The organism is Enterobacter sp. MGH 38, from assembly GCF_000492855.1.
GTDB lineage: Bacteria > Pseudomonadota > Gammaproteobacteria > Enterobacterales > Enterobacteriaceae > Enterobacter > Enterobacter hormaechei_C.
This window is the reverse complement of record NZ_KI535607.1, coordinates 647093-673665: the sequence shown is the minus strand read 5'-3', so window position 1 is coordinate 673665 and position 26573 is coordinate 647093. Positions and strand designations below refer to the sequence as shown.

At 56.5% G+C, this 26573-nt stretch carries 19 protein-coding genes; 8 read left to right on the top strand and 11 right to left on the bottom strand.

The annotated features are described in order from the left end of the window. The first annotated feature begins 71 nt into the window (after nucleotides 1–71). Nucleotides 72–743: a DUF1120 domain-containing protein gene (locus L384_RS17705; protein ID WP_032627961.1), complete on the top strand. Its 672-nt coding sequence runs from the start codon at nucleotides 72–74 to the stop codon at nucleotides 741–743. Nucleotides 744–799: 56 nt separating this feature from the next. On the opposite strand, the gene gltD is transcribed toward L384_RS17705, so the two are convergent. Both gltD and gltB read right to left on the bottom strand, forming a co-directional pair. Continuing rightward, nucleotides 800–2218 carry a glutamate synthase subunit GltD gene (gene gltD / locus L384_RS17710; RefSeq protein WP_023323794.1) on the bottom strand — a complete coding sequence of 473 codons (1419 nt, stop codon included), beginning with the start codon at nucleotides 2216–2218 and terminating at the stop codon, nucleotides 800–802. 9 nt (nucleotides 2219–2227) lie between these two features. Beyond that, nucleotides 2228–6688, bottom strand: a complete 4461-nt coding sequence (gene gltB, locus L384_RS17715; protein ID WP_003860454.1) for a glutamate synthase large subunit — start codon at nucleotides 6686–6688, stop codon at nucleotides 2228–2230. A gap of 687 nt (nucleotides 6689–7375) precedes the next feature. Here gltB and L384_RS17720 point away from each other — a divergent pair. Beyond that, nucleotides 7376–8317 (top strand): tRNA modification radical SAM protein MnmL/YtqA, encoded by a 942-nt coding sequence (locus L384_RS17720; protein WP_114078569.1) that lies wholly within the window; start codon nucleotides 7376–7378, stop codon nucleotides 8315–8317. Here L384_RS17720 and L384_RS17725 read toward each other — a convergent pair. Next, nucleotides 8297–9799: a helicase HerA-like C-terminal domain-containing protein gene (locus L384_RS17725; protein WP_023323792.1), complete on the bottom strand. Its 1503-nt coding sequence runs from the start codon at nucleotides 9797–9799 to the stop codon at nucleotides 8297–8299. The two genes, L384_RS17720 and L384_RS17725, sit on opposite strands and share 21 nt — an antisense overlap. A gap of 137 nt (nucleotides 9800–9936) precedes the next feature. Between L384_RS17725 and L384_RS17730 the strand changes: the two genes are divergently transcribed. After that, the gene (locus L384_RS17730; protein ID WP_022651917.1) at nucleotides 9937–11583 is read left to right on the top strand and encodes a dihydroxyacetone kinase subunit DhaK; all 1647 of its coding nucleotides are present in this window, start codon (nucleotides 9937–9939) and stop codon (nucleotides 11581–11583) included. A gap of 147 nt (nucleotides 11584–11730) precedes the next feature. Here the strand turns inward: L384_RS17730 and L384_RS17735 are convergent, their stop codons facing one another. The 5 genes from L384_RS17735 to pepA all read right to left on the bottom strand — a co-directional run bounded on the left by L384_RS17735 (nucleotide 11731) and on the right by pepA (nucleotide 18339). After that, nucleotides 11731–12750: an NADPH-dependent aldehyde reductase Ahr gene (locus L384_RS17735; RefSeq protein WP_003861889.1), complete on the bottom strand. Its 1020-nt coding sequence runs from the start codon at nucleotides 12748–12750 to the stop codon at nucleotides 11731–11733. Nucleotides 12751–12833: 83 nt separating this feature from the next. Continuing rightward, nucleotides 12834–13337, bottom strand: coding sequence for a GNAT family N-acetyltransferase (locus L384_RS17740; RefSeq protein WP_003861887.1), 504 nt, complete (start codon nucleotides 13335–13337; stop codon nucleotides 12834–12836). A 123-nt stretch (nucleotides 13338–13460) separates the two neighbouring features. Next, nucleotides 13461–16316: a valine--tRNA ligase gene (locus L384_RS17745; RefSeq protein ID WP_023323791.1), complete on the bottom strand. Its 2856-nt coding sequence runs from the start codon at nucleotides 16314–16316 to the stop codon at nucleotides 13461–13463. Beyond that, a complete protein-coding gene (holC, locus tag L384_RS17750) occupies nucleotides 16316–16759 on the bottom strand; it encodes a DNA polymerase III subunit chi (RefSeq protein WP_003861884.1) in 444 nt (147 codons plus the stop codon). Before holC ends, L384_RS17745 begins: the two co-directional genes overlap by 1 nt. Before the next feature lie 68 nt (nucleotides 16760–16827). After that, nucleotides 16828–18339 (bottom strand): leucyl aminopeptidase, encoded by a 1512-nt coding sequence (gene pepA, locus L384_RS17755; protein WP_003861882.1) that lies wholly within the window; start codon nucleotides 18337–18339, stop codon nucleotides 16828–16830. A 265-nt stretch (nucleotides 18340–18604) separates the two neighbouring features. Between pepA and lptF the strand changes: the two genes are divergently transcribed. From lptF to mtgA, 5 genes are all read left to right on the top strand, one after another. Next, nucleotides 18605–19705: an LPS export ABC transporter permease LptF gene (gene lptF, locus L384_RS17760; RefSeq protein ID WP_003861881.1), complete on the top strand. Its 1101-nt coding sequence runs from the start codon at nucleotides 18605–18607 to the stop codon at nucleotides 19703–19705. Beyond that, a complete protein-coding gene (gene lptG, locus L384_RS17765; protein ID WP_001147540.1) occupies nucleotides 19705–20787 on the top strand; it encodes an LPS export ABC transporter permease LptG in 1083 nt (360 codons plus the stop codon). The genes lptF and lptG overlap by 1 nt, the downstream gene beginning before the upstream one ends. 137 nt (nucleotides 20788–20924) lie before the next feature. Continuing rightward, entirely contained in the window at nucleotides 20925–23258 is a 2334-nt protein-coding gene (gene arcB, locus L384_RS17770; RefSeq protein ID WP_000809803.1) for an aerobic respiration two-component sensor histidine kinase ArcB, read from the top strand. Nucleotides 23259–23490: 232 nt separating this feature from the next. Then, a complete protein-coding gene (gene elbB / locus L384_RS17775) occupies nucleotides 23491–24144 on the top strand; it encodes an isoprenoid biosynthesis glyoxalase ElbB (RefSeq protein ID WP_023323790.1) in 654 nt (217 codons plus the stop codon). Further along, the gene (gene mtgA, locus L384_RS17780) at nucleotides 24141–24866 is read left to right on the top strand and encodes a monofunctional biosynthetic peptidoglycan transglycosylase (protein ID WP_023323789.1); all 726 of its coding nucleotides are present in this window, start codon (nucleotides 24141–24143) and stop codon (nucleotides 24864–24866) included. The genes elbB and mtgA overlap by 4 nt, the downstream gene beginning before the upstream one ends. 39 nt (nucleotides 24867–24905) lie before the next feature. Here the strand turns inward: mtgA and npr are convergent, their stop codons facing one another. The 3 genes from npr to ptsN are packed head-to-tail and all read right to left on the bottom strand — an operon-like array spanning nucleotide 24906 to nucleotide 26566. Further along, nucleotides 24906–25178, bottom strand: a complete 273-nt coding sequence (gene npr / locus L384_RS17785) for a PTS phosphocarrier protein NPr (protein ID WP_003861872.1) — start codon at nucleotides 25176–25178, stop codon at nucleotides 24906–24908. Further along, nucleotides 25175–26029, bottom strand: coding sequence for an RNase adapter RapZ (gene rapZ, locus L384_RS17790; protein ID WP_003861870.1), 855 nt, complete (start codon nucleotides 26027–26029; stop codon nucleotides 25175–25177). Before rapZ ends, npr begins: the two co-directional genes overlap by 4 nt. 45 nt (nucleotides 26030–26074) lie before the next feature. Further along, nucleotides 26075–26566, bottom strand: coding sequence for a PTS IIA-like nitrogen regulatory protein PtsN (gene ptsN, locus L384_RS17795; RefSeq protein ID WP_003861869.1), 492 nt, complete (start codon nucleotides 26564–26566; stop codon nucleotides 26075–26077). Between the last annotated feature and the right edge of the window lie 7 nt (nucleotides 26567–26573).

The window sequence follows — 26573 nt, the reverse complement described above, 5'->3', positions numbered from 1 at the left end:
TTTTAATAGCGAGAGTAGCCCACTTTATTAAAAGCAGAAAGAACATTTACATTAACGTTAAGAATTAACAAATGAAAAAAGTTGTATTGGCTTCTATGCTTGTCATGTTTGTATCTTCTGCCTTTGCCGCAGACACCGCCGTACTGAAAGTCACAGGCGTTCTGACAAATAGCAGTTGCATCCCTGAAATCAGCGGCGGTGGCGTGGTAGATTACGGTACGATCCACCTGTCAGCCCTGAACACCACTGCTATTAACCAGCTGGGCCAGAAAGATTTCTCTCTTTCTATTACCTGCCCTGCGCTGACCAAAGCGGGCTTTAGCGTTTCTGACGACCGTACTGGTACTGCGCCAAACATTATGGTTAAAGATGGTGCGGGTAACGGTAACGATATTATTCAGCCGCTCAATATGTTTGGTCTGAATAAGACCGCAGGAAACGTTAACATCGGTAACTACACCATTTTCGTGAAAAACGACACGATTACTGCTGATGGTGCCACTGTTGGGGCGATCTACAGCGCAGACAACGGCACCAGCTGGTCTGATAACGGCACACTGATGGTTAATGACGGTAGCCAGATTGTATCCGTTGCTACAGTTGGCAGCACCGCGCCAGTTGCGTTTAAAAACCTGGTCATTCCGATGGCGGTTTCTGCTGCGATTCAGGATACCAATACGCTGGCTATTACTGATGATACCAACATGGATGGTCAGGCAACGTTTACCATCAAGTATCTGTAATATTCAGAAACTGGCAGAATATAAAAATAATGCCCGGCATTGCCGGGCATTATTATTTACACTTCGAGGAAGTTCATGATCCCATCAGCCGCTTTACGGCCTTCGGCAATCGCCGTGACCACCAGGTCAGAGCCACGAACGATGTCGCCACCGGCGAAGATTTTCGGGTTGCTGGTCTGGAACGCGTTGTCGCTGCCTTCTGGCGCAATGATGCGGCCCTGAGAGTCCAGCTCTACGCTGTGCTTCGCCAGCCACTCCATGCTGTGAGGACGGAAACCAAACGCCATCACCACGGCATCAGCCGGGATCACGTGTTCAGAACCGGCCACGATCTCCGCGCGACGACGGCCTTTCGCATCTGGCGCACCCATCTCCGTGCGCGCCATCTTCACGCCGCTCACTTTACCGTTGGCATTCACTTCAATACCCAGAGGCTGGATGTTGAACTGGAACTCGACGCCCTCTTCACGCGCGTTTTTCACTTCGCGTTTAGAACCCGGCATGTTCTCTTCGTCACGACGGTAGGCACAGATGACATGCGCCGCATTCTGACGAATGGAGGTTCGCACGCAGTCCATCGCAGTATCACCGCCGCCCAGCACCACCACGCGTTTGCCTTCCATGCTGACGAACGGCTCATCGGCGGTTTCGCCGTAACCCATAATCTGCTTGGTGTTGGCAATCAGGAACGGCAGCGCGTCATAAACGCCCGGCGCGTCTTCGTTTTCCAGACCACCGCGCATGGACTGATAGGTTCCCACGCCCAGGAACACGGCGTCGTAATCTTTCAGCAGGTCGTCGAGCTGTACGTCGCGGCCCACTTCGGTGTTGAGTTTGAACTCAATGCCCATGCCGGTGAAGATTTCGCGGCGGCGGGTCATGACCTCTTTCTCCAGCTTGAAGGCCGGGATACCGAAGGTCAGCAGGCCGCCAATCTCTGGGTGGCGATCGAAGACCACCGCCTTCACGCCGTTACGGGTCAGCACGTCCGCACAGGCCAGGCCTGCCGGGCCCGCGCCGATAATCGCCACGCGCTTGTCGGTTTGACGCACACCGGTCATATCCGGACGCCAGCCCATCTCGAACGCTTTATCGTTGATATAGCGTTCGATGTTGCCGATGGTCACCGCGCCAAACTCGTCGTTCAGCGTACAGGAGCCTTCACACAGACGATCCTGAGGGCACACGCGGCCGCACACTTCCGGCAGGGTGTTGGTCTGATGAGACAGCTCGGCGGCTTCAAAAATACGCCCTTCGTTGGCCAGCTTCAGCCAGTTCGGGATGTAGTTATGGACCGGACACTTCCATTCGCAGTAAGGGTTACCGCAGGACAGGCAGCGGTCTGCCTGTGCTTTGGCCTGGCCTTCTGAAAACGGCTCATAGATTTCAACAAATTCAATTTTACGGATCTTCAGCGGTTTCTTTGGCGGATCAACACGCTGAAGGTCGATAAACTGGTAAACGTTCTGGCTCATCTGAATTCCTTACTGCGCCTGCACGCGCAGCTCTGCTGCGCTACGACTACGGTGACCCAACAGGGCTTTAACATCGCTGGACTTCGGCTTAACCAGCGCGAATTTCGCAGAGAACGCCGGCCAGTTGGCCAGGATCTCTTCGCCGCGCGAAGAACCGGTATGCTGCACGTGTTCGGTAATTAAGCCGCGCAGGTGTTCTTCGTGGATGGCCAGAGTATCAACGTCCAGCACTTCCACCAGCTCAGGGTTCACGCGTTTGCGGAACTCACCGTCTTCATCCAGGACGTAGGCAAAACCGCCCGTCATGCCCGCGCCAAAGTTCACGCCGGTTTTACCCAGGACGCACACAATTCCGCCCGTCATGTATTCACAGCCGTTATCGCCGATGCCTTCCACCACGGTGATGGCGCCGGAGTTACGCACCGCAAAACGCTCGCCCGCACGGCCCGCGGCAAACAGACGACCGCCGGTTGCACCGTACAGACAGGTATTGCCGATGATGCTTGCTTCATGGCTGCGGAAGGCTGAACCAACCGGAGGACGCACCGCCAGCAGACCGCCCGCCATGCCTTTTCCGACGTAGTCGTTGGCATCACCGGTCAGGTATAACTCAACGCCACCCGCGTTCCACACGCCGAAGCTCTGACCCGCGGTACCGCTGAAATGCGCGGTAATCGGATCCGACGCCAGCCCCTGGTCACCGTGCGTTTGCGCGATGTAACCGGAGAGAGACGCACCCACGGAACGATCGGTGTTGCGGATATCAAACCAGAACGTTTTGCTCTGCTTCTCGTCCACGTACGGCTTCGCCTGTTGCAGCAGCTGCGCGTTCAGCACGCCGTTGTCGAACGGCGGATTGTTCTCGGTGCAGTAAACCGCTTTGCCAGGATGCGGCTGAGCGGTTTCCAGCAGCTTGGACAGCTCCAGCTTCTGCTGCTTGGCCGTGAAGCCCTCAAGCTCTTTCAGCAGGTCGGTACGGCCAATCAGATCCACCAGACGCTTCACGCCCAGCTGCGCCATCAGCTCGCGGGTTTCACGGGCGATGAAGTCAAAGTAATTGGTCACTTTGAACGGCAGGCCGTGATAGTGGTTCTTACGCAGCTTTTCGTCCTGGGTAGCAACGCCCGTTGCACAGTTGTTCAGGTGGCAAATACGCAGGTATTTACAGCCGAGCGCAACCATCGGGCCGGTACCAAAGCCGAAGCTTTCCGCTCCCAGAATCGCCGCTTTGATGATGTCGAGGCCGGTTTTCAGCCCGCCGTCCACCTGTAAACGGATCTTGTGACGCAGGCCGTTAGCCACCAGCGCCTGCTGGGTTTCCACCAGGCCAAGCTCCCACGGACAGCCCGCATATTTCACGGAGGAGAGCGGGCTTGCGCCGGTGCCGCCGTCGTAACCGGCGATGGTGATCAGATCCGCATAGGCTTTCGCCACGCCGGTGGCAATGGTGCCAACGCCCGGTTCGGAAACCAGCTTCACGGAGATCATCGCTTTCGGGTTGACCTGTTTCAGGTCGAAAATCAGCTGCGCCAGATCCTCGATAGAGTAAATATCGTGGTGCGGCGGCGGGGAGATCAGCGTCACGCCTGGTACCGAGTAGCGAAGCTTAGCGATGTACGGGGTGACTTTATCACCCGGCAGTTGACCGCCTTCACCCGGTTTTGCCCCCTGAGCGACCTTAATCTGGATCACGTCGGCGTTAACCAGGTACGCAGGCGTTACGCCAAAGCGACCGGACGCCACCTGCTTGATACGGGACACTTTGTTGGTGCCGTAGCGGGCCGGATCTTCACCGCCTTCGCCGGAGTTGGAGTTGCCGCCGATGCTGTTCATGGCTTCCGCCAGCGCTTCGTGGGCTTCCGGGCTCAGCGCGCCGATGGACATCGCCGCAGTATCGAAGCGTTTGAACAGCTCAGACGCGGGTTCAACCTCGTCAATGCTGACCGCTTCCTCACCCGGATTGAGGGCAATGAGATCGCGCAGCGTCGCCGCGGGACGGTTGTTCACCAGCTCAGCATACTGCTGATAATCGCTGTACTCGCCGCTCTGCACCGCCTGTTGCAGCGTGCGCACTACGTCCGGGTTATAAGCGTGATACTCACCCCCGTGGACATATTTCAGCAGGCCGCCCTGTTCCAGCGGCTTACGTGCCAGCCAGGCGCGTTTCGACAGGTTCACCAGATCCTGCTGGAAGTCAGCAAAACCGGCGCCACCGATACGGCTGACCACGCCCTGGAAGCAGAGGTTGGCGACCTCGTTATGCAGGCCGACCGCTTCAAATAGCTTCGAGCAGCGGTAAGAGGCGATGGTCGAGATGCCCATTTTGGACATGATCTTGTACAGACCTTTGTTGATGCCGTTACGGTAGTTCAGCATCACAGCACGGTAGTCTTTATCGATCGCGCGGGTATCTACCAGGCGTGCCAGCGTTTCGTAGGCCAGGTACGGATAAATCGCCGTGGCGCCAAAGCCTAACAGCACCGCAAAGTGGTGCGGGTCGCGCGCGCTCGCGGTTTCAACGATGATGTTGGCATCACAGCGCAGGCTCTTGTCCACCAGACGCGTCTGGATAGCCCCCACCGCCATGGGGGCAGGCACCGGCAGACGGTTTTTCGCGATGTTGCGGTCAGACAGCACCAGCAGAACGGTGCCGTTACGTACCATCTGCTCGGCTTTGTCGCACAGCGCGTTCACCGTCTCTTCGAGGCTCGTTTCGGTCACGTCGAAGGTGATATCGAGCGTGTCGGCGCGATAGTGCTCCTCGGTCATGGTGGTGAGCTGTTTGAAATCGGAGTACAACAGGATCGGTGATTTAAAGGTCAGACGGTGCGCCTGGCCTTCGGCTTCACAGAATACGTTCATCTCACGGCCGATGCTGGTGGCCAGCGACATGACGTGGGCTTCGCGCAGCGGGTCTATTGGCGGGTTAGTGACCTGCGCAAACTGCTGACGGAAATAGTCGTAAATAATGCGTGGCTGGCTGGAAAGCACGGCAAACGGGGTATCGTCACCCATTGAGCCGACCGCTTCCTGGCCGTTTTCGCCGAGAACGCGAATAACCGAGTCCAGTTCTTCCGCGCTGTAGTTAAACTGCTTCTGGAAGCTCGCGAGGGTGTCATCGTCCAGCTCGCGGCTGCCCACTTCTTCGTCCGACAGATCTTCAAACGGCACCAGACGACGCACGTTTTTCTCCATCCACTCTTTGTACGGATGGCGGCTCTTCAGATCGTTGTCGGTTTCGGCGGAATGCAGAATACGCCCACCGCGGGTGTCGATCACCATCAGCTCGCCCGGACCGACGCGGCCTTTTTCGACCACTTCGTCAGGCTGGTAATCCCAGATGCCGACTTCAGAGGCGCAGGTGATGAGCTTGTCTTTGGTGATAACGTAGCGCGCCGGACGCAGACCGTTACGGTCCAGGTTACAGGCGGCAAAACGACCGTCGGACATCACGATGCCCGCCGGGCCGTCCCACGGCTCCATGTGCATGGAGTTAAAGTCGAAGAACGCGCGCAGCTCAGGGTCCATATCCGGGTTGTTCTGCCAGGCCGGTGGCACGAGCAGACGCATGGCGCGCACGATATCCATCCCGCCCGCCAGCAGCAGCTCCAGCATATTATCCATGGAGCTGGAGTCCGAGCCGGTTTCGTTGACGAACGGTGCGGCATCGTGCAGGTCCGGGATCAGCGGGGTCTGGAACTTATAGGTACGGGCGCGGGCCCACTGGCGGTTGCCGGTAATGGTGTTGATCTCACCGTTGTGCGCCAGGTAGCGGAACGGCTGAGCCAGCGGCCAGCGTGGAACGGTGTTGGTGGAGAAGCGCTGGTGGAACAGGCAAATGGCCGATTCCAGACGCAGATCCGCCAGGTCCAGATAGAAGCGCGGCAGGTCAGCCGGCATACACAGACCTTTATAGATGTTCACCAGGTTAGAGAGGCTACAGACGTAGAACTCTTTATCGTCCTGAAGACGTTTTTCAATGCGGCGGCGTGCGATAAACAGACGGCGTTCCATATCACGCGGACGCCAGCCCGCAGGCGCGTTGACGAAAATCTGTTCAATACGAGGCAGCGAGGAGAGGGCGATTTCACCGAGCACCCCTTCGTTGGTTGGCACATCGCGCCAGCCGACAATCGACAGGGTTTCACGCTGAAGTTCTTCTTCAACGATGCGGCGTGACGCGGCAGCTTTTTCTGGATCCTGATTCAGGAACAGCATACCGACAGCGTAGTTTTTGGCTAAACGCCAGCCGCGCTCTTCCGCCACGATGCGGAAGAAACGATCCGGTTTTTGCAGCAGCAGACCGCAACCGTCGCCGGTTTTACCATCGGCAAGGATGGCGCCACGGTGCTGCATACGGGCCAGTGCGTGAATAGCAGTACGCACTACCTTGTGGCTAGGTTCGCCTTCTATGTGGGCGATCAGGCCGAAACCACAGTTATCCTTCTCAAGGGATTTATCGTACAACATATCAGTGAACCTCCCCAGGCTCGTCGGGCTTCCCACTGAACTTTACCGTGGCGCACAGGCGCAGAAAGAGCATGGCGACGGGGTTAGCGTTTCATACGCGGACCTCGCATTCGCCCTCTTTTTCATCCTTTTGCGCAGGTAAACAAGTTTGAGGACTTGCTTCAGAGGGAATCTCAATTACTGCATAAATATGATGAGCAGGCCGCTCATCCAGAAAGCTTCCAGCGGATTTCCAACTTATCGGGAATTGGTACACAGGTCAAATGGCAATCTTATTTATACAAAAATGTGCTAAAGAGTGCTTATCTAGTTGTTTTTATTGTGTATTTAACTATTTTTACAACCGCTTAAAGCACCGGGCAGGTGCAGGGGAGTGTGATCTGACTCACTATACGAAAGCGGTATTATCGATGCAGCGTGCTGAAATGCAGATTTATAGCAGAATATTAATCTGGTGTTGCATTCAATGCCGCATAAAATCACTGTTTTTCAGTCATGGCGCTATAAATGAAAAAAACCATCAGAACATAAGGAAAAGTAATTACGTTCAGAGTGAATGAAATGTCGGTAATCGTGATTATTTATTCAAATAGATAAAAGCCGTCCAGGGCGATTGATCCAGGTCATCGCCGACAGAGGCTAAAAATGGCAGGCTTGTCCCCTTTCTTCGGGACGGTCTATCAGATTATGCAGTTACAGAAATTAGTCAATATGTTTGGTGGGGATCTTTTGCAGCGCTACGGACAAAAGGTTCATAAACTGACGCTGCACGGCGGCTTTAGCTGCCCGAACCGCGATGGCACCATCGGGCGTGGTGGCTGCACCTTCTGTAACGTGGCCTCGTTTGCTGACGAGGCCCAGCAGCATAAATCTATCGCTGAACAGCTCGCCCATCAGGCGAGTCTGGTGAACCGCGCGAAGCAGTATCTGGCCTATTTCCAGGCCTATACCAGCACGTGGGCGGAGGTGCAGGTGCTGCGCTCGATGTATCAGCAGGCGGTTGCTCAAGCGAACATTGTCGGGCTGTGCGTGGGGACGCGTCCGGACTGCGTGCCGGACGCCGTGCTGGATTTACTTAGCGAGTACAAAGAGAAGGGCTACGAGATCTGGCTGGAGCTGGGCTTGCAGACCGCGCATGACAAAACCCTGCACCGTATCAATCGCGGGCATGATTTCGCCTGCTATCAGCGCACCACGCGTCTCGCCCGCGAGCGTGGATTAAAAGTCTGCTCGCATCTGATTGTCGGCTTGCCGGGAGAAGGGCAGCAGCACGGGCTGGAAACGCTGGAAAAAGTCGTTGAGACCGGCGTGGATGGCATTAAGCTGCATCCGCTGCATATCGTGAAGGGCAGCATAATGGCGAAAGCCTGGGAAGCGGGGCGGTTATGTGGTATCGAACTCGACGACTATACGGTGACTGCGGGGGAAATGATTCGCCATACGCCGCCGGAGATTGTTTACCACCGCATCTCGGCAAGCGCCCGCCGTCCAACGCTTCTGGCACCGCTATGGTGTGAGAACCGCTGGACGGGGATGCTGGAAATCAACCGCTATCTACAGGAGAACGGCGTACAGGGGTCGGCGCTTGGCCGCCCGTGGGTTCCCACGCTACCGGCGACGGCCGCCTAGCAGACTTCCCAGCATGCCGCGTACTATCTGGTTGGTAATCTGACGCGTCGCGCTTTTTGCCATGGTCTGAACCACGCCATCGCGTTTGCCGCCGCGTGGCCCGGTGCTGCCGAACAGAATATCTTTCAGCCCGCCGAGAATGCCGTCGTCCACGGCAACAGATTGCCCTTTTGCGGCAGGCGCATCCTGCGATTCGGCAGTCGCCTGCACCCCTTTTTGCAGCATCTCGAACGCCGATTCGCGATCCACCTCGTCTTCATACTTTCCGTACACCGGGGAGTGGTTAATCAGGCTGTTGCGTTCATCGTCCGTTACCGGACCCATGCGCGAGCAGGGCGCAATCACCATCGCGCGCTCGACAACTGTCGGGCTGCCTTTTGCATCGAGGAACGAAATCAGCGCTTCACCGGTGCCCAGCGCCTGAATGGCGGTTTCGGTATCAAAGGCCGGATTGACACGCATGGTTTGCGCCGCGGCTTTCACCGCTTTCTGATCTTTCGGCGTAAAGGCGCGCAGGGCGTGCTGCACGCGGTTACCCAACTGCCCCAGTACGTTGTCCGGAATATCCGACGGGTTTTGCGACACAAACCAGACCCCGACGCCTTTGGAGCGGATCAGGCGGATAACCTGTTCAATTTTATCCAGCAGCACCTGCGGCGCGTCGTTAAACAACAGATGCGCTTCGTCAAAGAAGAACACCAGTTTGGGTTTTTCCAGATCGCCTGCTTCCGGCAGTTGTTCGTACAGTTCAGAGAGCATCCACAGCAGGCTGGCGGCGTAAAGCTTCGGCATCTGGTAGAGCTTCTCTGCGCTCAGAATGTTGATGATGCCTTTGCCGCTGCTGTCGGTACGCATCCAGTCTTTGATATCCAGCATTGGCTCGCCGAAGAAGTGTTCGGCGCCCTGTTGCTCCAGCGTCAGGAGCCCGCGCTGAATGGCGCCCACTGAGGCGCTGCTAATATTGCCGTACTGGTTCTGGAAGGATTTGGCGTTATCGCCAATGTACTGGGTGATGGCGCGCAGATCTTTGAAGTCGAGCAGCAGTAGCCCCTGATCGTCGGCGATACGGAAGATAATGTTCAGTACCCCGGACTGCACGTCGTTGAGGTTAAGCAGACGAGCCAGCAGCAGCGGGCCGAGGTCGGAGACGGTGGCACGCACCGGATGCCCTTTTTCGCCGAAGATATCCCAGACCACCACCGGATTACCGTGCGGCGTCCAGTCCGTGATACCGATATTTTTCAGGCGCTCAAGCAGTTTTTCTGACGCTGCACCTTCCTGAGCCACCCCAGTTAAATCGCCCTTCACGTCAGCCATAAAAACCGGCACGCCAGTCTCTGACAACGACTCAGCCAGCTTTTGCAGGGTAACGGTTTTTCCCGTCCCGGTCGCGCCGGTGATCAGGCCATGACGGTTCGCCATCGCGGGCAGTAAAAACAGCTCTTTTTCCAGCGTCCTGGCGATTAACAATGGTGTACTCATGATGCACGTCCTCTCGTAGTCCTGGGTGGAGTATAGGCAACCTGACGGCAAAATGTCTGCGTAAATTCCTCACTTTGCGGCGCATTATCCAGTGCGGACTATGCTTTTGCATACGGTAAACAAAATTTTGGGAAACTATGTCCAGATTCTTTTTTAACGACCGCAAACAGCTTGTCAACGATGCCATTGAAGGCATACTTCTCTCCGCGCCGCACGGTAATCTCGTCAAACTGGATATCGATCCGGCCATCCGCGTGGTGGCTCGCGGCGACTGGGATAAAAGCCGCGTGGCGGTGATCTCCGGTGGCGGCTCCGGCCATGAACCGGCACATGCCGGGTTCGTCGGCAAAGGCATGCTTACCGCAGCGGTGTGTGGCGATCTGTTCGCCTCCCCAAGCGTGGATGCGGTCCTCAATGCCATTGTGGCGGTGACGGGCGACCGTGGCTGCCTGCTGATTGTGAAAAACTACACCGGCGACCGGCTTAACTTTGGCCTGGCGGCGGAAAAAGCCAAACGCTACGGCCTGAAGGTCGAGATGGTTATCGTGGCGGATGATATCGCCCTGCCGGATAACAAGCAGCCGCGTGGTATCGCGGGAACGGCGCTGGTGCATAAAATTGCGGGATATGCGGCAGAGCAGGGGAAATCGCTAAACGACGTGCGGGATATTGCGCAACAGGCCTGCGATAACCTCTGGAGCCTGGGCGTGGCGATGCAAACGTGCAACCTGCCGGGCAGCGATGATGAAGGGGGGCGCATTAAACAAGGCCATGTCGAGCTGGGTTTGGGCATTCACGGCGAGCCGGGAGCTTCCGTCGTGGATACGCAAAACAGCAAAGCCATTATCGACACGCTGGTGACGCCGTTACGCGCGCAGGCGGGGGAAGGGCGTTTTGCGGTGCTGATTAACAATCTTGGTGGCGTATCGGCGTTGGAGATGGCGCTGCTGACCAAAGAGCTGGCGCACTCGGCGCTGAAAGAGAACATTGCGTATCTGATTGGCCCGGCGCCGCTGGTGAGTGCGCTGGATATGAAAGGCTTTTCGTTAACGCTGCTAAAGCTCAACGATTTCTTCGAGAAGGCGATTCACGCCGAGGTCGAGACGCTGGGCTGGCAGAAGCCCGTGGCGTTCGCGCCCCTGCGTACCGTCCCACATAGCGCCCTTCATGATCGCGTGGAATATGCCCCGTCGGACAATACGGAGGTGAGCGAGGCCGTCGCCTCGGTAACGAAAACATTGATTCAGCTGGAAAACCGCCTTAACGCGCTGGATGCCAAAGTAGGCGATGGCGACACGGGCTCCACTTTTGCGCAAGGGGCGCGGGATATTGCGCAGCGACTTGAGGAGAACAACCTGCCCCTTAACGACGTGCCGACATTACTCTTGCTGGTAGGCGAGCGGCTGGCAACGGTGATGGGCGGATCGAGTGGGGTGTTGATGTCGATCTTCTTCACGGCGGCAGGACAAAAGCTTCACGATGGACAGCCGCTACCTGAAGCCTTGCTGAGCGGACTTGCGCAGATGAAGCAGTATGGCGGCGCGGATCTCGGCGATCGTACGCTGATCGATGCGCTGCAACCGGCGCTGGAGGCGTTACAGAAAGGCAATATTCAGGCGGCAGCGCAGGCCGCGCAGCAGGGCGCCGAAGCAACGGCAAAAATGGCGAAAGCCGGCGCGGGACGCTCGTCGTATGTGAATAAAGAGAATCTGGACGGGGTGATGGATCCGGGGGCAGTCGCGGTGGCGGAAGTGTTTAAGACCATGGTAGATGCAAAACGGTAACAACCGTTACCGTTTTTAGTGTTTGCGCCCTCTCCCTGTGAGCTGAGGGATCCCCACAAAATAATGCCTGCACAGACGGCCCCCTCTCCCTTGAGGGAGAGGGTTGGGGTGAGGGCATCAGGCCGCACATTCCCCGGCAATGTCACATCAAAAATCCGCTTTCAACACCACGCGGTAGCGGGCTTTGCCGTCGCGCACGTGCTGGATTGCTTCGTTGATTTTTGACATCGGATACAGCTCGGTGGTGGGTGCCACTTTTGTGCGTCCGGCAAACTTCATCAGCTTGCGCAGCTCGTACGGTGTACCGGTCGCGGAGCCTGACACGCTGCGATCCCCGCCGATCAGGGTAAACGCCGGAACCGGCAGCGGCTTCATCACCGCACCCACGGTGTGGAAGTTACCGCCGTAGGCCAGGGCTTCAAAGTACGGCTGCCAGTCGAGATCGACGTTTACCGTGTTGATGATCAGGTCAAACTGGCCTGCCAGGGCGGTGAGTGCCTGAGGATCGCGGCTGTTCACCACTTTATCCGCACCCATCGCCAGCACTTCCTGCTCTTTCGCCGGGTTAGAGCTGAACGCCGTCACTTCACAGCCCATCGCATGCAGCAGTTTGATGGCAATATGCCCCAGACCGCCAATACCGATCACGCCGACGCGGCTGGTGGCGGTGATGTGATGCATCAGCAGCGGTTTAAATACTGTGATACCGCCACACAGCAGCGGACCTGCGGATTCAATATCAATGCTGTCCGGCAGTGGGATAACCCATTGCCAGTCGGCGCGCAGCTTATCGGCGAAACCGCCCTTGTTAAGGATGGTCGGCGTTGCGCCCTCAAGGCAGTTGATCTGGTTGCCGCTGATACAGGCATCGCAGTGACCGCAGCTGCGTGCCGTCCAGCCGATACCCACGCGCTGGCCCACTTTCAGCCCTTTGTCCTGCGCGGCGCTGCCGAGCGCCACGACGCGGCCAATGACTTCGTGCCCGGCAACCAGCGGATAGCTGGAAAAGCCCCATTCATTGTCGATCATCGAGAGATCCGAGTGGCAGATCCCGCAGTAATCAACCTGTACTTCGACGTCTTCCGCTTTTAGTTCGCCCGCATCGTACTCGTACAGCTCAAGTTCTGCACCCGCCTGCGGTGCGGCGTAGCTTTTTATCTTCGACATCGCGTTTCCCCTGTTTTGGTGTGAACTGTGAGTGTAGAGCATTCAGTTTACAGACGCTTAACAGAAGACGGCAGGAAAGAAACTTACAGACTTTTCAGCATCCTGACTTCGCAGTCCACGTGGCCCGTGCAGCCCAGTGGCGCATCGATATGCTCAAAGCCCAGATGCTCATACAGGCCAATGGCCTCTTTAAGGAAAGCGGTGGTTTCGAGGTAGCAACGTTTAAAGCCCTGTGAGCGTGCATGTTCCAGGGCGACCAGCGCCAGCTTTTTCGCCAGGCCTTGTCCGCGTATCGTTGGCAGGAAATACATTTTCTGAAGTTCACAGATATCCGGCTCGCTGCAAAGCAGTGGGGCAATGCCGCCGCCGCCCACGACCTGGCCGTCCTGTTCAATGACCCAGTAGGCATGACCCGGCTGGCTGTACAGCTGAAAAAGTTCGTCCAGATTGGGGTCGGCCACGGTGTAGCCTTTGTCGGCGGTCAGGCCATATTCGGCAGAAACCGTGCGGATAACTGCGGCGATAGCCGGGTTGTCCTGCTCAGTGATCCGACGCATTGTCGTCGCGACGGGGGTAATCACGCTCATAGCTTTACTCATGACAAAAATTGACACACAACTGCTGTTAATAGCACCGCAGAAAGGGGAGTGCAAGCGAGGAGTTTTCAGGAAGGATACCCCTTACGCCCTGAAGCGTAAGGGGTAAAAGCATTACAGGGCTGCGATAACCGCCTGCTGCTCGATCAGTTTGGTCTTCGCATCGGCGAAGGCAACCAGACGCTCACGCTCTTTGGCGATGACCGCTTCCGGCGCGCGGGCCACAAAGCCCTCGTTCGCCAGTTTGCTTTCGATTTTGCCAATTTCCACGTCGACTTTCGCCACTTCTTTCGCCAGACGCGCCAGCTCCGCGTCTTTGTCGATCAGGCCCGCCATCGGGATCAGCAGCTCCGCGCCGTCGATGATTTTGGTCACGGAAACCGGACCTTTGTCATCGGCAGGCAGCACGGTGATGCTTTCCAGACGCGCCATGGTTTTCAGGAATGTGTTGTTCTCGGTGACGCGACGAACGGCAGCTTCGCTGCAACCGCGCAGCAGCAGTTCCAGTGGTTTACCCGGAGCGATATTCATTTCCGCGCGGATGTTACGTATCGCAACGATCGCCTGTTTCAGCCACTCGGTATCCGCAGACGCGGCTTCATCCACTTTCGCGGCGTCGAATGCCGGGAACGGCTGGAGCATGATGGTATCGGCATTAATACCGGCAATCACCTTCACGCGCTGCCAGATGGTTTCGGTGATGAATGGAATGATCGGGTGCGCAAGGCGCAGCAGACCTTCCAGAACGGTAATCAACGTATTACGCGTGCCGCGCAGTTCCGCTTCAGAACCACCGTTCATGACCGGCTTCGCCAGCTCCAGGTACCAGTCGCAGAACTGGTTCCAGGTGAATTCGTACAGGATGCCTGCCGCGATGTCGAAGCGGTAGCTGTCCAGCGCGTCGCGGAACGCTTTCACCGTCTGGTTAAATTCCGCCAGGATCCAGCGGTCTGCCAGGGAGAGGGTCATCTCGCCGCCATTGAAGCCGCAATCCTGATCTTCGGTGTTCATCAGCACGAAGCGGCTGGCGTTCCACAGCTTGTTACAGAAGTTACGGTAACCTTCCAGACGCTTCATATCCCAGTTGATGTCACGGCCGGTGGAGGCCAGCGCCGCCAGGGTGAAGCGCAGGGCGTCGGTACCGTGAGATTCGATCCCGTTCGGGAACTGCTTCTCGGTACGCTTGCGGATTTTCTCCGCCAGCTGCGGCTGCATCATATTGCCGGTACGTTTTTCCAGCAGCTCTTCCAGAGAGATACCGTCCACCATATCCAGCGGGTCGATAACGTTACCCTTGGATTTGGACATCTTCTGGCCTTCGTCGTCGCGGATCAGGCCGGTCATGTAAACGGTATGGAACGGAACCTGCGGCTTGCCGTCTTCGTCTTTGATGAAGTGCATGGTCATCATGATCATGCGGGCGATCCAGAAGAAGATGATGTCGAAGCCGGAGACCATCACGCTGGTTGGGTGGAACTGACGCAGCGCGTCGGTGTTTTCCGGCCAGCCGAGGGTAGAGAAGGTCCACAGCGCGGAGGAGAACCAGGTATCCAGCACGTCTTCATCCTGACGCAGGGCAACGTCAGCGCCCAGGTTGTTTTCCTGACGCACTTCCTCTTCGGTGCGGCCAACGTAGACATTGCCTTCGTTGTCGTACCACGCCGGGATACGGTGACCCCACCACAGCTGACGGGAAATACACCAGTCCTGAATATCGCGCATCCAGGAGAAGTACATGTTTTCGTACTGCTTCGGCACGAACTGAATGCTGCCGTTCTCAACCGCTTCCACAGCCGGTTTCGCCAGCACGTCGGCACGCACGTACCACTGGTCGGTCAGCATTGGCTCGATAACTACGCCGCCACGGTCGCCGTACGGCACGGTCAGATCGTGAGGCTTAATCTCTTCCAGCAGGCCGAGCGCGTCAACGGCGGCTACGATGGCTTTACGCGCGGCAAAGCGCTCCAGCTTCTGGAACTCAGCCGGGATGTCGCTGGAATAAACGTCGGACTCGTTGCCTTTGGTGTCATACACTTCTGCGCTTTCGCGGATATCGCCGTCGAAGGTCAGAATGTTGATCATCGGAAGTTGATGACGACGACCGACTTCATAGTCGTTGAAGTCATGCGCCGGGGTGATTTTCACGCAGCCGGTGCCTTTTTCCATGTCGGCGTGTTCGTCGCCCACAATCGGAATACGGCGGTTCACCAGCGGCAGCACCACGAATTTGCCGATCAAATATTTATAACGCGGATCTTCCGGGTTAACGGCCACGCCGGTATCGCCCAGCAGGGTTTCCGGACGGGTGGTCGCCACCACCAGGTAATCTTTACCGTCGGCGGTTTTCGCACCGTCTGCCAGCGGATAGCGGATGTGCCACATGGAGCCTTTAGACTCGCGGTTTTCCACTTCCAGGTCAGAGATGGCGGTACGCAGTTTCGGGTCCCAGTTGACCAGGCGTTTGCCGCGGTAAATCAGGTCTTCTTTGTACAGACGGACGAAGACTTCTTTCACGGCGTTGGACAGGCCTTCGTCCATGGTGAAGCGCTCGCGCTCCCAGTCCACGGAGTTGCCGAGGCGGCGCATCTGACGGGTAATGGTGCCGCCGGATTCTGCCTTCCACTGCCAGATTTTGTCGATGAACGCGTCGCGACCGTAGTCGTGGCGGGTTTTACCCTCTTCAGCGGCAATTTTACGCTCAACCACCATCTGGGTCGCGATACCCGCGTGGTCAGTCCCCGCCTGCCACAGGGTGTTTTTGCCCTGCATGCGCTGGTAGCGGATCATGGTGTCCATGATGGTCTGCTGGAAAGCATGCCCCATATGCAAACTGCCGGTGACGTTCGGCGGCGGGATCATGATGCAGAAGGACTCTTTGCTTTCGTCGCCGTTAGGCTTGAAATAGCCCTGCTGTTCCCAGTGCTCGTAAAGCGGCTGTTCGATATCGCGTGGGTTATATGTCTTTTCCATTATTTCCAGGTTGCCGTATTCAGGTTAAAACCGGCCAGGCGGTACGCTTTGTAGCGTTCGCGCGCCAGTTGTTTCAAAGATTCTTCGTAAGGGACAAAGTCTACCACTTCTGTGAAAGCGGTGGCAAAATCTGCAAAGTCTGTCCGCAGGCTAATGAGAATGTCGCGCGCGCTGCTGTTGCGTTTTTGCGGCCAGGCAATCTCCACCGGTGCCCCGCCGCGTGGACCTTCGCCCGACAGGTTATGCGGAACAAAACTCTCCGGCGGGCGCGCCCATAGCGCTTCATCCAGGCGAATCGCTTGCTGCTCATCTTCACAGGCAATCAGGACGCGTTTACCTGCGCGCCAACGTTCTGCGGCAATTTCACACACCAGCTGTTCAACGGCGCTGAGGCCATCCTGATGGGTGTCATTGTCCAGAAGGTAGAACGTTGCATTCTTCATATATGGGGTTTCTTGTCGTGGATTTAAATGCAAAGCCGGGTAAGCGTAGCGCCACCCGGCGTTTATCATTACTCGTCGCCGTTAAAACCCGCACGATTGAGCAGGAACTGCGACAGCAGCGCCACCGGACGTCCGGTCGCGCCTTTGGCTTTACCGGAGCGCCATGCGGTCCCCGCGATGTCCAGGTGCGCCCAGTTGTACTTGCGGGTAAAGCGCGCCAGGAAGCAGCCCGCGGTAATCGCCCCGCCAGGACGACCGCCGATGTTTGCCATGTCTGCGAAGTTAGACTCCAGTTGTTCCTGGAACTCGTCCCCCAGCGGCAGACGCCACGCGCGGTCGCCGGCCTGTTCGGACGCGCCGATCAGTTCATGCGCCAGCGGGTTGTGGTTCGACATCAGGCCGGTGATGTGATGCCCCAGCGCAATCACGCAGGCGCCGGTCAGTGTAGCCACGTCAATCACCGCTTCAGGTTCGAAACGCTCAACGTAGGTCAGCACGTCGCACAGTACCAGACGGCCTTCGGCGTCGGTGTTCAGCACCTCAACGGTCTGGCCGGACATGGTGGTCAGCACATCACCAGGACGATAAGCGCGGCCGCCAGGCATGTTTTCGCAGCCCGCCAGCACGCCGATCACGTTGATGGGCAACTGAAGTTCCGCGACCATGCGCATAACGCCGTAAACCGCCGCCGCGCCGCACATGTCGTACTTCATCTCATCCATGCCTTCTGAAGGCTTGATGGAGATACCGCCTGAGTCGAAGGTCAGCCCTTTACCGACGAGCACGATCGGACGCGCATCTTCAGACGGATTGCCCTTGTACTCAATGACTGACATCAGGGATTCGTTCTGGGAGCCGTTACCGACCGCCAGATAAGAGTGCATCCCCAGCTCTTTCATCTGCTGTTCGCCGATAACGCGGGTGATAACGTTCTTGCTGTAGGCGTCAGCCAGCTGGCGCGCCTGAGACGCCAGGTACGCGGCGTTACAGATGTTTGGCGGCATATTGCCAAGATCTTTTGCCGCTTTGATACCGGCGGCAATGGCCAGACCGTGCTGAATGGCGCGCTCGCCGCTGGTCAGCTCGCGACGGGTTGGCACGTTAAAGACCATTTTACGCAGCGGGCGACGCGGCTCGCTTTTGGTGGTCTTCAGCTGATCAAAGCTGTAGAGGCTCTCTTTTGCGGTTTCGACGGCCTGGCGCACCTTCCAGTACGTGTTGCGGCCCTTAACGTGCAGCTCCGTCAGGAAGCAGACGGCTTCCATCGAACCAGTATCATTCAGTGTATTAATGGTTTTCTGAATAACCTGCTTGTACTGGCGCTCATCAAGCTCACGTTCTTTACCACAGCCAATCAGCAGAATACGCTCGGACAGGACGTTCGGAACATGGTGCAGCAACAAGGTCTGCCCTGGTTTGCCTTCCAGTTCGCCACGGCGCAGCAGGGCGCTGATATAGCCGTCGCTGATTTTATCGAGTTGCTCGGCGATCGGGGAGAGTCGGCGTGGTTCAAAGACGCCCACAACGATGCAGGCACTCCGCTGTTTCTCCGGGCTACCGCTTTTTACACTGAACTCCATGCACTACGCTCCTGAATCTTAAAGACAACGGCGGCGGCTACGGATAGAATTGAAACCTTTCGTAACTCATGTCCGCCGTTGTGGTGACTTCGTGTTAATCTTACGTTACTACGGTTTCGACACGTCAATAAATGTCATGAAGCGCGAATCCGCCGGGTTTTTTAATCTTAGCGATGATTTCGACGACTCAAGAGAATAAATGACGTTTAAGCCATGAAACAAGCTAAATTCCTGCATAAGACGAGTTTTAACGGGCGTATTTAAAGTGATAATCATAAGATATCTGGTTCGGGAGACGCTGAAGAGCCAACTGGCGATCCTCTTTATCCTCCTTCTGATCTTTTTCTGTCAGAAGCTGGTCAGGATCCTCGGCGCGGCGGTTGATGGCGAAATCCCAACGAATCTGGTGCTTTCCCTGCTCGGGCTTGGCGTGCCGGAAATGGCGCAGCTTATCCTGCCGTTAAGCCTGTTCCTTGGTCTGCTGATGACCCTGGGTAAGCTCTATACCGAAAGTGAAATCACCGTGATGCATGCCTGCGGCCTCAGTAAAGCCGTACTGGTAAAAGCAGCCATGGTGCTGGCACTGTTTACGGGCATTGTTGCCGCGGTTAACGTCATGTGGGCGGGGCCGACCTCCTCTCGTCATCAGGATGAGGTGCTGGCGGAAGCAAAAGCTAACCCGGGGCTGGCGGCGCTGGCGCAGGGGCAGTTCCAGCAGGCGACCGACGGTAACTCCGTGCTGTTTATCGAAAGCGTCGATGGCAACCGCTTCAATGACGTGTTTCTTGCTCAACTGCGCCCGAAAGGTAACGCTCGGCCTTCTGTGGTGGTGGCGGACTCCGGTCAGCTGTCTCAGCGTAAAGACGGCTCTCAGGTTGTCACGCTGAACAAAGGAACGCGTTTCGAAGGCACGGCTATGCTGCGCGACTTCCGTATTACCGATTTCCAGAACTACCAGGCCATCATTGGTCATCAGGCCGTCGCGCTCGATCCAACGGATACTGAGCAGATGGATATGCGCACCTTAATGAATACCGATACCGATCGTGCGCGTGCTGAACTGCACTGGCGTATCACGCTGGTATTCACCGTATTTATGATGGCGCTGATGGTGGTTCCGCTGAGCGTGGTGAACCCGCGCCAGGGCCGCGTGCTGTCGATGCTGCCAGCGATGCTGCTGTATCTGGTGTTCTTCCTGCTGCAAACCTCAATCAAGTCTAACGGCGGGAAAGGAAAAATTGACCCGATGATCTGGACCTGGGTCGTGAATGGTTTGTATCTGCTGCTGGCAGTCGGACTCAACTTGTGGGACACGGTGCCTGTGCGTCGTCTTCGTGCCCGGTTTACGCGTAAAGGAGCCATCTAATGCAGGCGTTTGGCGTACTTGACCGCTATATCGGTAAAACGATTTTCACCACCATCATGATGACCCTGTTCATGCTGGTGTCGCTCTCGGGCATTATCAAATTTGTCGACCAGCTGAAAAAAGCCGGGCAGGGGAGTTACGACGCGTTGGGTGCCGGGATGTACACCCTGCTCAGCGTACCAAAAGATGTGCAGATCTTCTTCCCGATGGCGGCCCTGCTGGGGGCGTTGCTGGGCCTGGGGATGCTGGCTCAGCGTAGCGAGCTGGTGGTGATGCAGGCATCTGGCTTTACCCGTATGCAGGTTGCGCTGTCGGTAATGAAAACCGCGATCCCGCTGGTGCTGTTGACCATGGCGATTGGCGAATGGGTCGCGCCGCAGGGCGAACAGATGGCGCGTAACTACCGTGCTCAGGCTATGTACGGTGGTTCGCTGCTCTCCACGCAGCAGGGGTTATGGGCGAAAGATGGTCAGAACTTCGTCTATATCGAACGCGTGAAAGGGGACGATGAACTGGGCGGCGTGAGCATCTACGCCTTCAACAACGATCGTCGTTTGCAGTCGGTGCGTTATGCCGCCTCCGCTAAATTTGATGCGAACAACAAGCTGTGGCGGTTATCCCAGGTTGATGAATCTGACCTGACGAACCCGAAACAGATCACCGGTTCGCAGACCGTAAGCGGTACCTGGAAAACCAACCTGACGCCGGACAAGCTTGGCGTGGTAGCGCTCGATCCCGATGCGCTCTCCATCAGCGGTCTGCATAACTACGTGAAGTATCTGAAATCGAGCGGACAGGATGCGGGGCGTTACCAGCTCAACATGTGGAGCAAAATCTTCCAGCCACTGTCCGTGGCGGTGATGATGCTAATGGCGCTGTCGTTCATCTTTGGACCGCTACGTAGCGTGCCGATGGGGGTCCGCGTGGTAACTGGTATCAGCTTTGGTTTCGTGTTCTACGTCCTCGATCAGATTTTCGGTCCGCTGACACTGGTGTATGGCATTCCGCCAATTATCGGCGCGCTGTTGCCGAGCGCCAGTTTCTTCCTGATCAGCCTCTGGATGCTGCTAAAACGCTCCTGATAAAACGTCTTCCTCGCTCCCGCTAGCCCGGGGGCGAGGCTAATCTCCTGTTTCACCCCGCACTTTTTCTCACAACCTTCAACGCCTCGCCGTGAATTTGAGTATTATTGAGCGATAAAGTCGTGAAGGGATCCTCTATGAAGCAAATTCGAATGCTGGCCCAGTACTACGTCGACCTGATGATGAAGCTCGGGCTGGTGCGTTTTTCCATGCTGCTGGCGCTGGCGCTGGTCGTTCTGGCCATTGTCGTGCAAATGGCCGTGACCATGGTTCTGCATGGACAGGTCGAGAGCATCGACGTGATCCGCTCTATTTTCTTTGGCCTGCTGATCACCCCATGGGCGGTCTATTTCCTCTCCGTGGTGGTTGAGCAGCTGGAAGAGTCCCGACAGCGTTTATCGAAACTGGTGGATAAGCTGGAAGAGATGCGCGAGCGCGATCTTAAACTCAACGTTCAGCTCAAGGACAACATTGCCCAGCTGAATCAGGAAATTTCAGACCGTGAGAAGGCGGAAGCCGAGCGTCAGACCACGCTTGAGCAGCTGAAAATTGAGATGAAAGAGCGCGAAGTCACGCAGATCCAGCTTGAACAGCAATCCTCTTTCCTGCGCTCGTTCCTCGATGCGTCGCCGGATCTGGTGTTCTACCGTAATGAAGATAAAGAGTTCTCCGGCTGTAACCGGGCCATGGAACTGTTGACCGGGAAAAGCGAAAAACAGCTGATACACCTGAAACCTCAGGATGTCTATTCCGAAGAGGCGGCAGCAAAAGTGATGGAGACGGATGAAAAGGTCTTCCGCCATAACGTTTCGCTGACCTATGAGCAGTGGCTGGACTACCCCGACGGGCGCAAAGCCTGCTTTGAGATCCGCAAAGTACCTTATTACGACCGGGTGGGTAAACGTCATGGTCTGATGGGCTTTGGCCGTGATATCACTGAGCGTAAGCGCTATCAGGATGCGCTGGAGCGCGCCAGCCGGGATAAAACAACCTTCATCTCCACCATCAGCCATGAACTGCGCACTCCGCTGAATGGCATTGTGGGGCTGAGCCGCATTCTGCTGGATACCGAGCTGACCAGCGAGCAGGAAAAATACCTCAAAACGATCCACGTCTCGGCGGTCACGCTGGGCAATATCTTCAATGATATTATCGACATGGATAAGATGGAGCGCCGTAAAGTTCAGCTCGACAACCAGCCGGTTGATTTTACCGGCTTCCTCGCAGACCTGGAGAACCTGTCAGGTTTGCAGGCCCAGCAAAAAGGGTTGAGCTTTGTGATGGAGCCGACGCTGCCGCTGCCGCATAAAGTGGTGACGGACGGCACGCGGCTGCGTCAGATCCTGTGGAACCTCATCAGCAATGCCGTGAAGTTTACCCAGAAGGGGCAGGTTGCGGTGCGCATTCGCTATGACGAAGGCGACATGCTGCACTTTGAAGTTGAGGACTCGGGTATCGGCATTCCTCAGGAAGAGCAGGATAAGATCTTCGCCATGTATTATCAGGTTAAAGACAGCCACGGCGGTAAACCGGCGACCGGTACGGGCATTGGCCTGGCGGTGTCGAAACGTCTGGCGAAAAGTATGGGCGGGGATATCACCGTTGCCAGCCAGCCGGGTAAAGGCTCCACCTTTACGCTTACCGTCCATGCGCCTGCCGTAGCGGAAGAGGTGGAAGATACGTTTGAGAACGACGATATGCCGCTGCCAGCCCTGCACGTCCTGCTGGTGGAAGATATTGAGCTGAACGTCATTGTCGCCCGGTCGGTACTGGAAAAACTCGGTAACAGCGTGGATGTGGCGATGACCGGCAAAGCCGCGCTGGAGATGTTCACGCCGGGCGAGTACGACCTGGTGCTGCTCGATATTCAGCTACCGGACATGACCGGACTGGATATCTCCCGCGAGCTGACGCGCAAATATGCTCCTGACGAGCTGCCGCCGCTGGTGGCGTTGACCGCAAACGTGCTGAAAGATAAAAAAGAGTACCTCGAGGCCGGAATGGACGATGTGCTCAGCAAGCCGCTGGCGGTACCTGCCCTGACGGCGATGATCAAGAAGTTCTGGGATACCTGTGATGAAGAGGAGAGCACCATGACGTCTGTTGATAGCGCCAAAGCCCAAACGATACTGGATACCGCCATGCTGGAGCAGTATATCGATCTGGTAGGACCAAAACTGATCACCGATGGCCTGGCCGTGTTCGAAAAAATGATGCCGGGCTATCTGAACGTGCTCGAATCCAACCTGACGGCGCGTGACCAGAAGGGCATCGTCGAAGAGGGACATAAAATCAAAGGCGCGGCAGGATCGGTCGGGTTACGTCATCTCCAGCAACTGGGCCAACAGATTCAGTCGCCTGATTTACCTGCCTGGGAAGATAATGTAGGTGATTGGGTCGAAGAGATGAAACAGGAGTGGCAAAACGATGTGGCAGTGCTGAAAGCCTGGGTAGATGCCAGAAAAAAATGACCCCGGCTATACCGGGGTGCGCGAATACTGCGCCAACACCAGGGAAATCGTGGCTGCGCCTGATTTTTGTGGGTTGTTTTCGCATGGACGCCGCCTGAAAATTGAGGCCGTACGCAGATAAGATAGCAAATCTTAAACAGTTTGTTACATGAATCAGTGAAATGTGTGAAGCATAGCGTTTTAATCAGAATTTTTAATGTGCTTCAGCGAGTTGCTTAGAAGGATCGTCAGAATGAAGAAAGTGGGTGTCGTGCTGAGCGGATGTGGCGTTTACGATGGTTCAGAGATACACGAAACCGTATTAACGCTGCTGGCATTATCGCGGCAGGGGGCAGACGTTCTCTGCTTCGCGCCGGATAAAACTCAAGCAGACGTAATGAATCATCTTACCGGCGAGCCAATGGCGGAAAGCCGTAACGTGCTGATTGAAGCAGCACGTATTGTGCGTGGAGATATTCATCCGCTGGCACAGGCCGATGCCGCTGAACTTGATGCGCTCATCGTGCCGGGCGGCTTTGGCGCGGCAAAAAACCTGAGCACGTTTGCAACAGAAGGCGCGGCGTGCCATGTCGATCCCGATTTGAAAGCGCTATCGCTGGCGATGCATGCAGCAGGTAAGCCGCAGGGCTTTATCTGCATTGCGCCAGCCATGCTGCCGAAAATTTTTGATTTCCCGCTGCGGCTCACGATCGGAACCGACATTGATACCGCTGAAATTATTGAGGATATGGGCGGCGAGCACGTGCCATGCCCGGTCGACGACATTGTGGTGGATGAGGACAACAAAATCATCACCACGCCAGCGTATATGCTGGCGCAGAACATCGCTGAGGCTGCCGCAGGCATTGAAAAGCTGGTGGACAGAGTGCTGGTCCTGGCCGAATGAATCGTAAATTCTCCCCCGGCGGGTGGTTAAAAAGGATCCTGCTGCGTATTGTGCTGGTCCTGGCTGTGTTCTGGGGCGGCGGTATTGCGCTGTTCAGCATCCTGCCCGTCCCGTTCTCGGCCGTGATGGCAGAGCGGCAGATTAGCGCCTGGCTCTCTGGGGATTTTGGCTATGTTGCCCACTCAGACTGGGTCGGCATGGATGAAATCTCCCCGTGGATGGGGCTGGCGGTCATTGCGGCAGAAGATCAGAAATTCCCGGAGCACTGGGGTTTTGACGTGGCGGCTATCGAGAAGGCGCTGGATCATAATGAACGTCATGAAAACCGCGTCCGCGGCGCGTCGACGCTTTCTCAGCAGACGGTAAAAAACCTGTTCTTATGGGACGGTCGCAGCTGGGTGAGAAAAGGGCTGGAGGCCGGGCTGACGCTGGGCGTCGAGACGGTGTGGAGCAAAAAACGCATTTTGACCGTCTACCTGAATATCGCGGAGTTTGGTGACGGCGTGTTTGGCGTCGAAGCGGCATCGCAGCGCTATTTTGGCAAGCCCGCCAGCAGGTTGACTATGTCCGAAGCGGCACTCCTTGCCGCCGTGCTGCCGAACCCGCTGCGTTTTAAGGCCAGCACCCCGTCAGGCTACGTGCGAAGCCGCCAGGCGTGGATTATGCGCCAGATGCGTCAGCTGGGTGGGGAAGGGTTTATGGAGCGAAATAATCTTATGTAGGGCGGGTAAGCGCAGCGCTACCCGCCGACATGGCGAACGTTAGTCTTCGTCAAACCCGGCGTTAAACAGGGCAATCACTGCCGCCAGCGCTTCTTCTTCCTGCGGGCCGGTGGCTTCAACTTCAATCTGGCGGCCTTTGGCAGAATCCAGCATCAGCAGGGCGATCACGCTATTGGCTTCTGCCTCGGTTCCCTCGTCGTTGCGCAGCAGCACCTCAGCATCAAAACCCTGCATCAGCTCAAACAGCTTCATCGCCGGGCGCGCATGCATACCCAGCTTATTGGTGATTTCGACGGTCTGTTTTACGGTCATGTTTTGCGTTTTTCCAGCGTGCGATGACGGGACTGAACGTTCTTTCCGCGTGAGCGGAAGTAATCGGCCAGCTGTTCGGCAATGTAGACCGAACGATGTTTACCGCCGGTACAGCCAATCGCCACCGTCAGGTAGCTGCGATTGTTTGTTTCCAGCATAGGTAACCATAGCTCAAGGTAGCTTCGCGTCTGGTAGATAAAATTGTGTACTTCTGTGTGTCGGTCGAGGAACGCCGCCACCGGCTTATCCAGACCGGTCATCGGACGCAGTTTCGGATCCCAGTGCGGGTTCGGCAGGAAACGCACATCAAAAACGTAATCCGCATCGATAGGTATGCCGTGCTTAAAGCCGAAGGATTCAAACACCATCGTCAGTTCACGCTCGCGCTTGCCGAGTAAGCGCGTACGCAGCATTTCCGCCAGCTCGTGGACGGACATTTCAGAGGTGTCGACAATCAGGTCGGCCCGCGAGCGCAGCGGCTCAAGCAGATCGCTCTCTTTATCGATGGCGCTTTCCAGCGAAAGATTTTTACTGGAGAGCGGATGCAAACGACGTGTATCGCTGTAACGGCGGATCAGCGTGTTGCGGTCAGCGTCCAGGAACAAGAGCTGAGGCGAGAAGCATTCCGGCAGGCTGTTCATTGCCTGCTCGAAGATTTCCGGCGATTCCGGCATGTTACGCACGTCAATACTGACGGCGGCAGAGATTTGCCTGTCCGCCAGCGTCCGCGCCAGATCGGGTAACAACACTACCGGCAGGTTATCTACACAGTAAAATCCCATGTCTTCCAGCGCGCGCAGGGCCACGGACTTCCCGGACCCCGAACGACCGCTGACGATCATCAGCACCATGTTCCGTTTCTCCTCAGGGCAGCCGTTCTGAAGGCCCTTTCCCGATTATGCCTCATCCTGATTGCCTTCTGCTTCAGTGATAATTTGATAAAGCTCTTCATCACTTTGGGCTGAGCGCAGTCGACGACAAATGGTTTTATCCGCCAGACGTTTGGCAACCAGCGACAGCGTGTGCAGGTGGGTCTTGGTCTGATCGGCAGGAACCAGCAGCGCGAAGAGCAGATCCACAGGCTGGTTATCAATGGCGTCAAAAGCGATAGGCGTTTCCAGTTGCACAAACACCCCCACGGCACGCAGCGTATCTTCTTCCAGCTTGCCATGCGGGATCGCAATGCCATTGCCGATGCCGGTACTGCCCATTTTTTCACGAGTCAGAATGGCTTCAAACACGATCTGCGGCGGCAGACCCAGCTGTTTTGCGGCCAGCTCACTGATGATTTCCAGCGCACGTTTTTTGCTCTGGCAGTGAACGCCACTGCGGGTACAATCCTGGTTAAGGACATTGCTCAGTTGAAGAGCGGAATCGTTGTTTATCATAATTTCA